The following is a 13,462-nucleotide window of genomic DNA, read 5'->3' as shown; positions in this document are numbered from 1 at the left end:
CCTTATTAATTTTATTACGCCCCTAATCCTGCCACACAACCGCCTCGGAACGCTCGCTCCAGGCTTGAAAATATCGGCCGTAGGTCGACTCGATCATGTTGCGGCGGATCTTCAGGGTCGGCGTGAGGAAGCCGTTTTCCACCGCCCAGTTGTCTTTGACCACCACCAGTTGGCGCAGGCGCTCATGCTTGTCCAGCGTCTGGTTGACCTGTTCCAGCCAGCGTTCAAGGCTGCTGCGCGATGCTTGCCGATCGTGCTCCAGCGCCGACAGCACGCACAAGCCGATCGGCGCGGGAAGGCCATCGCCGACCACGCATACCTGTTCGATGCGCGCATGTTCGGCCAGGCGATTTTCGATCGGCGCCGGGGCCACATATTTGCCTTTGCTGGTCTTGAAGATCTCCTTGAGCCGCCCGGTCAGGCGCAGGCGGCCGTCGGCATCCTGCTCGCCTTTGTCACCCGTGCGCAGGAAACCATCGGCAGTGAGTGTCTCAGCGGTTTTTTGCGGGTCTTTGAAATAGCCCAGCATGGTCGCGTCGCTGCGCACCAGGACTTCACCCGACGGCTCGATCCGCACCTCGACGCCCGGGCACGGCTGGCCGATCCAACCGATTTTCTGCGCGCCAGGGCGGCACACATGGGAGTAACCGCAGCTCTCGGTCATGCCGTACACCTCAAGCACGTCCAGGCCCAGGCGCCAATACCAGTGCAGCAGCGCTTGCGGCACCGGCGCCGCGCCAGACAGTGCAATACGCAACGCATCCAGGCCCAAGCCGACCAGCACCTTGTGGCCCACGCGCTTGCCGATAAACGGCAGGCGCAGCAAGGTGTCGAGGCGCTTCTGCGGGATCTTGGCGTAAACCCCCATCTGGAATTTGGTCCAGATGCGCGGCACGCCAAACAGCGCGGTCGGCCGCGCCCGGCGCAAGTCCGTCAGAAAGGTGTCCAGGCTCTCGGCGAAAAACACGGTTTGCCCGGTGTAGATCGAGGCCATCTCGACAAACATCCGTTCCGCCACGTGGCACAGCGGCAGGTACGACAGCAAGCGGTCGTCCTCCCCCAGGCCAAACAACTCAGCGCCGTGGGTGGCGGCGAAACCCAGGGCACCGAAACTGTGCATCACGCCTTTAGGCAGGCCGGTGGTGCCGGAGGTATAGATGATGGTTGCCAGATCGACGGCCGCAGGCGCGGGGTTGTCCTGGATCGCGGAACAGGCCTGCAGGTCGGCCCAGGTGAAGTCGAACGCGCCCGCCGGGCACAATGGCAGGCTGATGGTCGGCACGCCGTCAGGTACGCCTGGGGCCATGGCGGGCCAATCGTCGAGCTTGCCGACAAACACCAGCGCCGCCTCGCAATGCCTGAGTACATGGGCGACCGAGTCAGCGGTGAGGTTGGGGTAAAGCGGCACCGAGACATGCCCGGCCATCCAGATCGCCAGGTCGGCGATGATCCAGTGCGCACAGTTTTTCGAGATCAGGGCAATAGGCGAGCCCTGGGGCAACCCCTGAGCGCGCAGCCAGTTCGCCGCGCAACGGGCCTGGTGGCCGACATCCGCCCAGCCAAGGCGTTGCACCTCGCCCCCGCCCACCGGCTGGACCAGAAAGGTCTGGCGCGGGTGGCGCGCCTCTCGCTCGAAAAAAACCTGCAACGGCAAACGAACAGCGACGGGCATGGGACGCGCTCCTGTGTGGTCCGACCATAGCCAACCAAGCACTTGCTTGGTTGACTGTATAGCACACACAAAGCCGCGACATCGATTATGGGTTTTTCACACTCACCAGGCTCATCAGCCCTGCCAGCAGGAAGTCGCCTTCCAGCTCCGCCAGGCTGGCGGTGTACATCGGTTGCGGTTGGCGCTGATGACCATGCTGCAGAAAGCTGATCAGGCTGCCGACCAATGGTTGATGGCTGACCAGCAGCACATTGTCATCGGTGTCGAGCTTTTCCAGCACCTGCACTGGGTTGCCGTCCGGTGTCAGCCACGGCACGGTGCGGATCTCAGGTTCAAAACCCAGCGCTTTGCGCACCAGTTGCGCGGTCTGCTGCGCCCGTACGTAGGGGCTGGCAATGATGGCGCTCAGCGGCTGGCCGATCAGGTGCTGAGCGCTGCGCAACACTTCGCCACGGCCATGCTCGGTGAGGTTGCGTTCGGCATCCGTACGGGCATGCCCTTCGGCCTCACCGTGGCGCAGTATCCACAGCTTCACAGTTTTGGCTCTTCATCGCGCACCGGGTGCGGCGCCGGCGGTACGCTGTGGGCGGCTTCGCCCTCGGGTGCGCGCGGGGTTGGCCAATCGGCGAACGGCCAAGGCTTTTGCTCGCTGTGGAAGCTGCCGAAGCGGCCGATCTGTGCGAGGAACTGGCTGAGGCTGTCGCCGAAGTTCATCAGGCCCAGGTTCGGCGCACCGTAGACCAGGCGGTAGATCAATTGCACCACGACCAGCGCGCCAAGCAGGAACTGCGCCACTTGCCACACCAGGGCAAACACCAGCATCCAGAGGACGCGCAGCACAATGGACTCGTACTTGGGAGCTGCTTTCGGATCGTTCATGAGGCGTTCCTCAGTTGAAACCACTGGTGGAAATAAAGTCGACGTCGGTTTTCGGCTCGGCCCGCATCAGCAGTTCGATGACCTGGTCCAGCGTGCGTCCCTCAAACAGGATCGCGTGCAGCCCGGCGACCAGCGGCATGTACACGCCGACTTCCTGCGATTTGGCCTTGAGCACCTTGAGCGTGTTGACCCCTTCGGCCACCTCGCCCAGGCGCGTCACTGCATCGTCCAGGCTCAAGCCCTGGCCGAGGGCGTACCCGACCTGATAGTTGCGGCTTTTGGGCGACGAACAGGTGACGATCAAGTCGCCCACGCCCGCCAGCCCCAGGAACGTCATGGGATTGGCGCCCTGGTTCACCGCGAAGCGGGTCATTTCCGCCAAGGCGCGGGTGATCAGCATGCTCTTGGTGTTTTCGCCCATGCCCAACGCCACCGCCATGCCGGCGATGATCGCGTAGACGTTCTTGAGCGCGCCGCCCAGTTCGACGCCAAAGCGATCGCCACTGGCATACACCCGGAAGGTGCGACCATGCAGCACCGCCTGGACGCGCTCGCACAAGGCCTCGTCTTCACTGGCGACCACGGTGGCGGTCAGCGCATGTTCGGCCACTTCCCGCGCCAGATTAGGCCCCGACAGCACGCCAATGCGTGCCTGGGGGGCGATCTCTTCAAGGATTTCGCTCATCAACTTGAAGGTCTGCGCCTCGATGCCCTTGGTCAGGCTGACCAGCATTTTGCCCGCCAGACGCTCAGCGTGAGGCGCCAATACCGAGCGCAAGGCGCTGGACGGCAGCGCGACAAAGCACAGGTCGCAATCAGTCAGGGCGGTTTGCAGGTCGGTGACCGGCTCGACCGCCGGATGAATCTTGATGCCTTTAAGGTAACGAGGGTTTTCCCGATGCACGCGGATGGCCTCGGCTTGTTCGGGATCACGCATCCACTGGCGTACCGGGTGACCGTTCTCGGCCAGCAGGTTAGCCACGGCGGTACCAAAACTTCCGCCTCCCAGGACCGCAATAGGGCGCTGTTCAGTCATATGCAATCCGTTAATCCATACCAGTGGCGATGGCCGCATTATACGGAGCGGCCCGCTTGCGGCCAGCCCCTGTGTCAATTCGCGCGCCTGTCGGAAAATGCCATGCCTGTGTGAACTAATTGCAAGGGCGCTGACTGGCAAATAACCCCGCCTCGGTTAACATGGACGGCTATTCGTCATTATCAAGGCCGTGTCGTGTATCTGGGCCCTCCTCCCCGTTCATCCCTGTTGCTGATGCTGCTCTGCAGTGGCGCCGCGCTGGCCGACGATTTGTTCCTCGACAGCCAGCCACTGCCCCAGGTATTGACCGCCACGCGCCTCAAGCAATCTGCCGCCGCCGTGCCCGGCAGCATGACCGTGATCGACAGCGAACTGATCAAGGCCAGCGGCGCGCGGGACATCAGCGACCTGCTGCGCCTGGTGCCGGGGATGATGGTGGGCTACACCACCGGCAACCAGGCCGCGGTGAACTACCATGGCACCAGCGCCAGCGATGCGCGGCGCATGCAGGTGTTGATCGATGGCCGCTCGGTGTATCGCGCCGGCCTGGCCACGGTGGACTGGAGCGACATCCCGGTGGCCATGGAAGATATCGAGCGCATCGAGGTCTTCCGTGGCCCCAACACCGTCAGCTATGGCGCCAATGCGCTGATGGCGGTGGTAAATATTCTGACGCGCTCACCGGCCAACAGCCACGGATCGCGGGTCAAGGTCATTCGCGGTGAACGCGGGATCAACGACGTCTATGCCAGCCAGGGCGTAGGCTGGGAAACCGGTGATTTGCGCTTGTCGCTGTCCGGGCAACAGGACGATGGCTTTGACAGTGATGCCACCGGTGCCGACCGGCGTGACAGTCGCCGCATCAGCCGCTTCAGCCTGGCGGTCAGCCAGACGCTGAACGAGCAGCAAAGCATCGACTGGCAACTGGATGCCAAGGAAGGCACTAACCAACGTCCTTATACGTACATCCCTGTATTCGCCGGGATTACCGAAGGCGGCGACAATTCCGATGTCGCTGCCAAGGACTACGCCGGCTCACTGCGCTGGAACTTCGACTTCAACCCCGAACACAGCCTGTACATCCAGGGCTCGGCCCAGCAATGGGACCGCCGGCAAACCTGGAAAGCCTGCGACGCCAAGATCTCGTTCAGCCCCGAGCTGACCCAGTTGTGGCAGCTCAACCCCAATTACGCCGAACGGCTGGCGCGGCACATGGACACCTACAGCCAGGGCACCGCGCCTCCCGGCAGCGCCACCGAGCAGGCCCTGGCCAACCAGGTGCTGGACCAATGGCGCAACGGCGCCAACCAGAGCGTGTGCGGCGACATCGATCAAAGCACCCGCGAAAGCCGCTATGACCTGGAGATCCAGGACACTCTCAGCCTCTCCGACAGCCTGCGCCTGGTCAGCGGCATGAACTACCGTTACGACCGCGCCGATTCCGACACCTACTTCAACGGCACCCTGGACGACACCACCTGGCGCCTGTTCGGCCAGTTGGAATGGCGCGCCAGCGAACATTGGCTGTTGCAGGGCGGCGCCATGTATGAGGACACGCACTTGAGCGGGAACTCGCTGACGCCAAGGGTCGCGGTCAACTACCTGATCAACCCGCGCCACGGCCTGCGCGCGGTGTACTCCGAGGCGATCCGCTCGCCGGACATGTTTGAGAACAACGTCAACTGGAGTTACCGCGTCAACCGCCTCAGCTCGCCGACCTATGGGCAGGATTCCGGGCAGTATTTCGTGAAGACACGCGGCCCGGGCAACCTCGATAAAGAACTGATGCGCTCGCGGGAGTTGGGCTACAACGGGTTCTTTGCCGACAACGGGCTGAACCTGGACGTGAAACTGTTCTACGACGAAATCACCGACATGATCAGCTCACCGTTGCGCAACAACCAATACATCGCCAGCAACGCCAACAGTTCGCGGTTTACCGGCGTCGAGTCGCAAGCGGACTGGCGCGTGAGCAACACCGACCGTCTGCGCCTGACCTACGCTTACGTCGACGCCACCTCCAGCAACCCGCTGGACAAAGCGCAGACGGCGCGCAACAGCGGCTCGGCCGGATGGCTGCGCGAATGGGGCCAGGGCTGGTCCAGCGCGCTGTTCTACTATGGCGACGACGCACTCAACGACTATCGCTTCGAACGCGTCGACCTGCGGGTGGCCAAGCGCATCGCCCTGGGCAAAGCCAATGTGGAATTGGCCGGCATGCTGCAACAACGCCTGGATAACCAGCCCACCACTTGGGCGGATAACAACTACGACCATCGCCATGTGCTCTACTTCAGTGCGGAGTTAGAGTTCTGACATGGGCGCCTCGTCACGGATGACCTTCTTCTTTATCTATCGGCTTTGGCGCTGCAGTGTGCTGCTGGCCACCTTGCTGTTGATGGCGCCTGCGTGGAGCGCCGACATCCTGCTGACCGCCGCCGAAGACGGTGACGGGGTGCGCGCGTTTACCCAGGCCCTGGCCAATCAACGTCCCGAAGACCGCGTCACCTTCACGCCCCTCAAAAACCTGCCGACACCCAGCCGACTGCCGGCCACTACACGCCTGATCCTGCTGGATTTGCCGGGCCTGGACTGGCGCCTGCAGGAGACCCAGGGCCCGCCCACCCTGGTCATGCGCATCAGCCGGCTGCAAGGCCATCAACACCTGGGCAGCGCGCCGCACGCACAGGTCAGCCTGCTATGGAGCGACCCGCCGCTTGCGCGGCAACTGCACCTGATCGCCAGCATCCTGCCGCAGGCGCGACGCATCGGCGTGCTCTACGGCGCCGAGAGTGAATTCCTGCTGCCGGAGTTGCGCCGGCACGCAGCGGCGCTGGAGCTGGAAATCGTGCCGCAACGCTGGGACAACACCAACGACAGCCGTCCGTTGCAGAATCTGTTCAGGAACAGTGACGTGCTGCTCGGCCTCGACGACCCGCAGCTGTACAACCCGAAAACCGCGAAAAACCTGTTACTGAGCAGCTACGCCCAGCAACTGCCGCTGGTGGGCCCCAACGCCGGCTTCGTCAAGGCCGGCAGCCTCGCCAGCACCTACAGCGACCAGGCCGACTGGCTGGCGGTGCTTGACCGCTTGCTGGACCAACCCCCGGCCACCTGGCCGCGCGCGCTGTACCCGGAACACTTCAAAGTCGTGGGCAACCCGCAGGTCGCGCGCTCACTGGGCATCGAACAGGTCGACGAAACCAGCGTCGCCGCCCGCCTGGCCGAAGGAGAAAAACGCCCATGACCTTGCGTCGTCGTTGGGACATCAACACCCGCACCCAGCTCATCACCCTGGGCCCGGCACTGTTGCTGACATTGCTGTTGATCAGCTTCTTTACCTTCGTGCGTATCCAGGACCTGCGCCAGGAACTGGACCACACCGGCCAACTGATCGCCAACCAACTGGCACCCGCCACTGAATACGGGGTGATCTCCGGCAACAACGATGTGCTCGAAAGCCTGCTGCGCGCCACCCTGGCCACGCCCCATGTGCGCTTCCTGGAGATCCAGGACAGCACCGAAAACATACTGGTCTACGTCGAACAACCGTCGGACAAACACGACCGTTCACTGTCGGTGAAGGTGTTTCAGGCGCCGATTCGCCTGCAGCATATCCAGCTGGGTAATGACTTTTTCCAGGACAACCTCAGCGAACCCAAGGCACCGCGTGCCGACTATCTGGGCCGGGTGATCGTCGGCATGTCCAATGATGCGTTCAGCCAACGCCAGCAGGAGATCCTGTTCAAGGCCGGGATCCTCGCGTTGTTCGCCCTGTTGTTCACCTTCCTGCTGGCCCGACGCCTGGCGGCCAGCCTGTCGCAACCGATCAGCGCCATGGGCCACGCGGTCAAGGCCATCCAGAAAGGCGAATACAAAACGGCGCTGCCGATCGTGGATGACTCGGAACTGGGCGATTTGTCGCGGCATATCAACAACCTTGCCGAAGGCCTCAACCAGGCCAGCCGCGAACAGCAGCAGGCCATGGCCCAGTTGATCCAGACCCGCGAAGAGGCCGAGCGCGCCAACAACGCCAAGTCGGACTTCCTGGCCATGATGAGCCATGAACTGCGCACCCCGATGAACGGCGTGCTGGGCATGTTGCAGTTGCTCGAAACCACCGAGATGACCGAGGAGCAGACCGAATATGCGGCCCTGGCCTCCGAGTCCACCGAGCATTTGCTCAAGGTGATCAACGACATCCTCGACTTCTCGCGCATCGAACGCGCAGCCCTGGAACTGGAACATATTCCATTCAACCTGGCCGACCTGATCAACAGCTGCGCCCAGGCGTTCCAGCACAGCGCCCAGCAGCGCGGGCTGGCGCTCACGCTGGGGGTTGCGCAGGGCTTGGAAGCGCTGAGGGTGCAGGGCGATCCGACGCGTATCCGACAGATCCTGGTGAATCTGATCGGCAACGCGCTCAAATTCACCGAGCACGGCACGGTCAGCGTCGAGTCTGATTGGCAGCCCCTTGACCATGAGCTGGTGTGGTTCACCTGCATCGTGCGCGACAGCGGTATCGGTATTTCCACTGAGCGCCTGGAGCGGATGTTCGATGCGTTCCAGCAAGCCGACAGTTCCATCTCAAGACGTTACGGCGGCACCGGCCTGGGCCTGCCCATCGCACGCACCCTGGCCGAGCGCATGGGCGGCACCCTGCGCGCCGAGAGCGAAGAAGGCCATGGTTCGGTGTTTACCCTGGAAATCCCGCTGGCCATCGACCAGCACAGCCTTCCGGCAGTCGCCGCCGACGCCGGCGGCAAAACCGGCGCGGGGGATGGTCGCCATGTGTTGTTGGTGGAAGACAACCCGGTCAACCGTACGGTGGTCGAGGCCATGCTGCGCAGCCTGGGGTTTGAAGTGAGCCTGGCCACCGACGGCGCCGAAGCGATCCGCAGCGCCGAGAGCCTGATCTTTACGGCGATCCTGATGGATTGCCGACTGCCCCTGATCGATGGCTACGAGGCCACGCGCCGGATTCGCCAGCTGCCGGGATGCGCCGACCTGCCGATCATCGCGCTGACCGCCAATGCCTTGCAGGGCGACCGGGAAGCTTGCCTGGCAGCGGGAATGAACGATTACCTGGCCAAGCCGTTCAAACGTACCGATTTGCAGCAAATCCTGCAGCGCTGGGTGCAATAGCTCCTCGCCATTATGCCAACTGTGACTGGCGTGAAAGGCGAAAGTGCGGCAGTCTTAGGCACCCAAACGGGTCGACAGACAGGCCCGGTTTAAAATTTCAGTGAACAAGTGTACATTCAGTGCCTTGACGCTGTGACTTTCACTACAACGCAATAGTCTATGTGTAGGCTGCCGACATGAGGCATGAACGCTTCATTCGGTTCGGGAAGATTTGCCCTACCCTGCCGCATGGGATTATTGAGGAGCTCGCATGACCAAACAAAACGCCTTTACCCGGGAAGATCTGCTGCGCTGCAGTCGCGGTGAGCTGTTCGGCCCAGGTAACGCGCAACTGCCCGCCCCGAACATGCTGATGGTGGATCGCATCACCCATATCAGCGAAGAGGGTGGCAAGTACGGCAAAGGTGAATTGGTCGCCGAGCTGGATATCAATCCGGACCTGTGGTTCTTCGCCTGCCATTTCGAAGGCGACCCTGTGATGCCGGGCTGCCTGGGCCTCGACGCCATGTGGCAACTGGTCGGCTTCTTCCTCGGCTGGCAAGGCCTGCCGGGCCGCGGTCGTGCCCTGGGTTCGGGCGAAGTGAAGTTCTTTGGCCAGGTCCTGCCGACCGCCAAAAAAGTCACCTACAACATTCAAATCAAGCGCGTCCTCAAGGGCAAGCTGAACCTGGCCATCGCCGATGGTTCGGTGAGCGTCGACGGTCGCGAGATCTATACTGCCGAAGGCCTTCGGGTCGGCGTATTCACTTCCACTGACAACTTTTAAAGGGTTATCCGCATGCGCCGCGTCGTTATCACTGGTCTGGGCATCGTTTCTTGCCTGGGCAATGACAAAGAGACCGTCACCGCTAACCTGCGTGCAAGTCGCCCTGGCATCCGCTTCAACCCGGAATATGCCGAAATGGGTCTGCGTAGCCAGGTTTCCGGCTCCATCGACCTGCCTCTCGAAGAACTGATCGATCGCAAGATCTATCGCTTCGTCGGCCACGCTGCCGCCTACGCCTACCTGGCCATGAAGGATGCGATTGCTGACTCCGGCCTGAGCGAAGACCAGGTGTCGAACGTACGTACCGGCCTGATCGCCGGCTCCGGCGGCGCATCCACCCTGAACCAGATGGAAGCGCTGGACATCCTGCGCGAAAAAGGCGTGAAGCGCGTTGGCCCGTACCGTGTAACACGGACCATGGGCAGCACCGTTTCCGCCTGCCTGGCCACGCCATTCCAGATCAAGGGCGTGAACTACTCGATCTCCTCCGCCTGCGCCACCAGTGCTCACTGCATCGGTACCGCTGTCGAGCAGATCCAGTTGGGCAAGCAGGACATCGTGTTCGCCGGCGGCGGTGAAGAAGAGCATTGGAGCCAGTCGTTCCTATTCGACGCCATGGGCGCACTGTCCACGCAATACAACGAAACCCCGGAAAAAGCCTCCCGCGCCTACGACGCCAAGCGTGACGGTTTCGTCATCGCCGGCGGTGGCGGCATGGTGGTGGTCGAGGAGCTGGAACACGCTCTGGCCCGTGGCGCCAAGATCTACGCGGAAATCGTCGGCTACGGCGCTACTTCCGACGGCTACGACATGGTTGCGCCAAGCGGTGAAGGCGCCATCCGCTGCATGCAGATGGCGATGTCCACTGTCGATACCCCGATCGACTACCTGAACACCCACGGCACTTCGACTCCAGTCGGCGATGCCAAGGAAATGGAAGGTGTGCGTGCGGTATTCGGCGACAAGGCTCCGAAGATCAGCTCCACCAAGAGCCTGTCCGGTCACTCTCTGGGCGCCGCCGGCGTTCACGAAGCAATCTACTGCCTGCTGATGATGGAAGGCAACTTCATGGCCGGCTCGGCCAACATCGACGAGATCGACCCGGTCGTCGCCGATATGCCGATCCTGACCAAGACCGTTGAGAACGTCAAAATCGACACCGTGATGAGCAACAGCTTCGGCTTCGGTGGCACCAACGCCACCCTGGTACTGAAACGCTGGCAGGGCAAGTAAGCCCTGTAGCTTGATCCATGAAAAAGCCCCGACTGGTTCGGGGCTTTTTTATGGGCGACCCTATCTGAAACGTGCGTGCCGATGCGTAGCAGCTGTCGAGCCTTGGCGAGACTGCGTTGGCGGCATGCCTGACACTCCGCTAACGTGCCGAGCTATCACGCGCAGTCTTCGGCAGCACCGCCAGAAAGTTATCCCGCGCCACCTTGCGGGCAATGTCCTCGGGCAACGCGTCAAGGAACGGGTCAAAGCGGCGCATTTCCTTACCCAGCTTATTGAAACGCCCGACGACGTCCGAGCCCAGCATGAAGCGGTCCGGGAAGCGCTCCACGAGCTTTACCCACTCCGGCCGAGGCTTGCCCGCCTCGTCCAGCAAATACGGCGTGAGCATGCTCCAGGACAGGTCAATGTATAGATTGGGGTAAGCCTCCAACAGGCGGTCCAAGGTGGGCAATAAAAAATCCAGTTGCACCTGATGCCGGTGGATCTCCTTGCTGGTGCCCGCATGCGCCCAGATAAACCGGGTATGTGGATGGTTGCGCAGCGGCTGCTCCACTTCGGCCAGGTACAGCGGGTTGCGCTCGCGCTTGGAGGTGATGTTGGAGTGCAGCATCACCGGCAGGTCGTTTTCGGCAGCCAGGTGATAGATGCGTGTCATGGCTTCGTTGTTGGCGCGCGGGGTGTCGCCGGATGTCAGGGCCGTGAGGTCGTCGTGCCGAGTGAAGACCTCGCCAATGCCCTGCCACAGCCCTGGGTTGAGGTCGAGCATGCGCTGGATATGTGCGTCGGAGTTCTTGTCATTGGGGTTGAAGCCGCTCAGAAACGGATGGAAGTGCTGGCGCTGCTCGGCGGTGAGCTTGTTCACGGCGGCGGCGACGATCACATCCGTGGCGCTGTACCAATAGGCATCGGCGTCATCACCCGCGTAATAGCGCGGACGCTTGGGCTCGTCTTCGTGCCATTTCTTCGCCACGGGAATGCCGGAAATCATCACATGTTCGATGCGATGTTCCTGCATGGCCTTGAGCAAGTTGTCCATGCCTGCCGTTTCCTGGAAAAAATCCACGTAATGCAGGTGCGCATCGCTGTAGGCATAGTCGCGGGCCTGCACGGCAAGGCTGCTGGCGCCCAGTAACAAGGCGAGACTCAGGCGGGTCCAGGGCACGGTGAAACCTCGATAGGGGCTGATACGGGTAGACCTTCAGCGACCCGCCAGGGTTCATCGAGGGAAAACACGGAACACCGGCGTGCCCGCATGCTCTATAACTGCATGACCTTCATCCCGCCACTCCATGGGGTTCGCCATGCCTGTTACCGTGAATACGCTGAACGCTGAAAACTTCCGCCACAGTGTCAACATCAATAACCACGAGCTGTTTACCGACCTGCCCAAAAGCCTGGGCGGCGACGATTCCGCGCCCTCCCCCCATGATTACTTCGATGCCGCATTGGCGTCGTGCAAGGCCCTGACCGTCAGGCTGTATGCGCAGAAGAAAGACATCCCGCTCACCGGTGTCACCGTAGAAGTCACCCACGATGCCGCCGAGGAGCAAAAGGGCAAATACACCCTTAATGTCAAACTGACCCTCAAAGGCGTGCTCACCGACGCGCAACGTGACGAACTGCACCGCGTGGCCGACAAATGCCCGGTGCACAAGCTGATGACCACCGCAGAGGTCAACATCCAGACCACGCTGTCGGAAGGGGCGTTCAGTCAATAGCAGCAGTCTCTCGCCGAGCGGGTTATGCTCAAGCCTAACTAACCCGCTCAGATTGGGACGCACCATGCCCCCCCTCACCGTGATCCGCCCTCGCCAGGAAGACGTCGAAGGCCAACCGATCCTGCGCCCGCTGCCATCGCGAGAATGCCGCAGCGTCGGGCCCTTTGTGTTTTTCGACCATATGCTGCCAACCCGCTATGCAGCGGGCAGCGGCATGAATATCCGCCAGCACCCGCATATCGGGCTGTCCACCCTCACCTACTTGTTCGAAGGCGCGCTGCAGCACAAGGACAGCCTGGGTTCCGATCAGGTGGTACAGGCCGGTGATGTCAGCTGGATGACCGCCGGCAGCGCGATTGCCCACGTGGAACGCACGCCCGAGGCGCTCAAGGCCAGTGGTTTCAACCTGCATGGCTTGCAAGTATGGCTGGCCTCGCCCAAGGACCATGAAACGGGACCGGGGCATTACAGCCATCACCCGGCGGCGAGCCTGCCGGTGAGCGATAACCTGGGCGTGCACATTCGCTTGATCGCCGGCAGTGGGTTCTGCCTCAAATCGCCGGTACCGGTGCTGTCGCCCACGCTGTATGCCGAGGTACGGATGCAGACGGCAACCACCCTGCTGATCCCGGACGAGCATGAGGAACGCGCGCTGTACGTGCTGGCAGGTGACGCGCAGCTCGACGGCGAACCGTTGCAGGCGCAGAGCCTGGTGGTGTTGCCGAGCGGACAGGCGATGACCGTGTGTGCCGACTCCGATTGCCACCTGGTGGTGTTTGGCGGCGCGCCGCTGGATGGACCGAGGCGGATCAATTGGAATTTTGTCGCGAGCGATCCCGCGGTGATCGAGCAGGCCAGGCAGCGTTGGGCGGCTGGGGATTGGCCGACGGTGCCGGGTGAATCCGAAAGAATTGAGTTGCCTGTGAAATAGTCATCGGGGGCAAGTCGAATCGTCGCACCGCCCCTCCCACATTTTGATCTGTGAACACATTCAAGGTGGGAGGGGGCTTGCC

Annotated in this window: 12 protein-coding genes; 7 read left to right on the top strand and 5 right to left on the bottom strand. The window is 62.1% G+C overall.

The window, feature by feature from the left end:
* Positions 1 to 22: 22 nt before the first annotated feature.
* From JWR98_RS08125 to JWR98_RS08110, 4 genes are all read right to left on the bottom strand, one after another.
* Complete coding sequence (locus tag JWR98_RS08125) at positions 23 to 1,672, bottom strand: AMP-binding protein (RefSeq protein WP_205489716.1); 1,650 nt, start codon at positions 1,670 to 1,672, stop codon at positions 23 to 25.
* A gap of 85 nt (positions 1,673 to 1,757) precedes the next feature.
* On the bottom strand, positions 1,758 to 2,207 hold the full coding sequence (sixA, locus tag JWR98_RS08120) for a phosphohistidine phosphatase SixA (protein WP_078732316.1): 450 nt from the start codon (positions 2,205 to 2,207) through the stop codon (positions 1,758 to 1,760).
* Positions 2,204 to 2,551, bottom strand: a complete 348-nt coding sequence (locus tag JWR98_RS08115) for a DUF4389 domain-containing protein (RefSeq protein WP_003172838.1) — start codon at positions 2,549 to 2,551, stop codon at positions 2,204 to 2,206. The genes sixA and JWR98_RS08115 overlap by 4 nt, the downstream gene beginning before the upstream one ends.
* A 10-nt stretch (positions 2,552 to 2,561) precedes the next feature.
* Positions 2,562 to 3,587 carry an NAD(P)H-dependent glycerol-3-phosphate dehydrogenase gene (locus JWR98_RS08110; protein ID WP_078732315.1) on the bottom strand — a complete coding sequence of 342 codons (1,026 nt, stop codon included), beginning with the start codon at positions 3,585 to 3,587 and terminating at the stop codon, positions 2,562 to 2,564.
* A gap of 195 nt (positions 3,588 to 3,782) precedes the next feature.
* Between JWR98_RS08110 and JWR98_RS08105 the strand changes: the two genes are divergently transcribed.
* The 5 genes from JWR98_RS08105 to fabB all read left to right on the top strand — a co-directional run bounded on the left by JWR98_RS08105 (position 3,783) and on the right by fabB (position 10,731).
* Positions 3,783 to 5,903, top strand: coding sequence for a TonB-dependent receptor plug domain-containing protein (locus JWR98_RS08105; RefSeq protein WP_341869763.1), 2,121 nt, complete (start codon positions 3,783 to 3,785; stop codon positions 5,901 to 5,903).
* 1 nt (position 5,904) lies between these two features.
* A complete protein-coding gene (locus JWR98_RS08100; protein ID WP_205489712.1) occupies positions 5,905 to 6,834 on the top strand; it encodes an ABC transporter substrate-binding protein in 930 nt (309 codons plus the stop codon).
* A complete protein-coding gene (locus tag JWR98_RS08095; RefSeq protein ID WP_078732293.1) occupies positions 6,831 to 8,732 on the top strand; it encodes an ATP-binding protein in 1,902 nt (633 codons plus the stop codon). Before JWR98_RS08100 ends, JWR98_RS08095 begins: the two co-directional genes overlap by 4 nt.
* A gap of 250 nt (positions 8,733 to 8,982) precedes the next feature.
* Complete coding sequence (fabA, locus tag JWR98_RS08090; protein WP_003172830.1) at positions 8,983 to 9,498, top strand: 3-hydroxyacyl-[acyl-carrier-protein] dehydratase FabA; 516 nt, start codon at positions 8,983 to 8,985, stop codon at positions 9,496 to 9,498.
* Positions 9,499 to 9,510: 12 nt separating this feature from the next.
* The gene (fabB, locus tag JWR98_RS08085) at positions 9,511 to 10,731 is read left to right on the top strand and encodes a beta-ketoacyl-ACP synthase I (RefSeq protein WP_003172829.1); all 1,221 of its coding nucleotides are present in this window, start codon (positions 9,511 to 9,513) and stop codon (positions 10,729 to 10,731) included.
* A gap of 139 nt (positions 10,732 to 10,870) precedes the next feature.
* Here fabB and JWR98_RS08080 read toward each other — a convergent pair whose 3' ends face one another.
* Positions 10,871 to 11,893: an amidohydrolase family protein gene (locus JWR98_RS08080; RefSeq protein ID WP_205489711.1), complete on the bottom strand. Its 1,023-nt coding sequence runs from the start codon at positions 11,891 to 11,893 to the stop codon at positions 10,871 to 10,873.
* Positions 11,894 to 12,032: 139 nt separating this feature from the next.
* On the opposite strand from JWR98_RS08080, the gene JWR98_RS08075 reads away from it, so the two are divergent.
* Positions 12,033 to 12,449, top strand: a complete 417-nt coding sequence (locus JWR98_RS08075) for an OsmC family protein (RefSeq protein WP_078732291.1) — start codon at positions 12,033 to 12,035, stop codon at positions 12,447 to 12,449.
* Between the two features lie 64 nt (positions 12,450 to 12,513).
* Positions 12,514 to 13,380 carry a pirin family protein gene (locus JWR98_RS08070; protein ID WP_078732290.1) on the top strand — a complete coding sequence of 289 codons (867 nt, stop codon included), beginning with the start codon at positions 12,514 to 12,516 and terminating at the stop codon, positions 13,378 to 13,380.
* Positions 13,381 to 13,462: the final 82 nt, after the last annotated feature.

Source organism: Pseudomonas lactucae (assembly GCF_016937615.1).
In the GTDB taxonomy this organism is placed as follows: domain Bacteria; phylum Pseudomonadota; class Gammaproteobacteria; order Pseudomonadales; family Pseudomonadaceae; genus Aquipseudomonas; species Aquipseudomonas lactucae.
Note: the sequence above shows the minus strand (reverse complement) of the source record. Positions and strands in the feature narration are given on the sequence as shown.

Excerpts from the sequence above, each read along its gene's own strand:
- fabB (WP_003172829.1), top strand. The coding sequence starts at position 9,511 with ATGCGCCGCGTCGTTATCACTGGTCTGGGCATCGTTTCTTGCCTGGGC.
- JWR98_RS08110 (WP_078732315.1), bottom strand. The coding sequence starts at position 3,587 with ATGACTGAACAGCGCCCTATTGCGGTCCTGGGAGGCGGAAGTTTTGGT.
- JWR98_RS08075 (WP_078732291.1), top strand. The coding sequence starts at position 12,033 with ATGCCTGTTACCGTGAATACGCTGAACGCTGAAAACTTCCGCCACAGT.
- JWR98_RS08095 (WP_078732293.1), top strand. The coding sequence starts at position 6,831 with ATGACCTTGCGTCGTCGTTGGGACATCAACACCCGCACCCAGCTCATC.
- JWR98_RS08070 (WP_078732290.1), top strand. The coding sequence starts at position 12,514 with ATGCCCCCCCTCACCGTGATCCGCCCTCGCCAGGAAGACGTCGAAGGC.
- JWR98_RS08125 (WP_205489716.1), bottom strand. The coding sequence starts at position 1,672 with ATGCCCGTCGCTGTTCGTTTGCCGTTGCAGGTTTTTTTCGAGCGAGAG.
- JWR98_RS08100 (WP_205489712.1), top strand. The coding sequence starts at position 5,905 with ATGGGCGCCTCGTCACGGATGACCTTCTTCTTTATCTATCGGCTTTGG.
- JWR98_RS08115 (WP_003172838.1), bottom strand. The coding sequence starts at position 2,551 with ATGAACGATCCGAAAGCAGCTCCCAAGTACGAGTCCATTGTGCTGCGC.
- fabA (WP_003172830.1), top strand. The coding sequence starts at position 8,983 with ATGACCAAACAAAACGCCTTTACCCGGGAAGATCTGCTGCGCTGCAGT.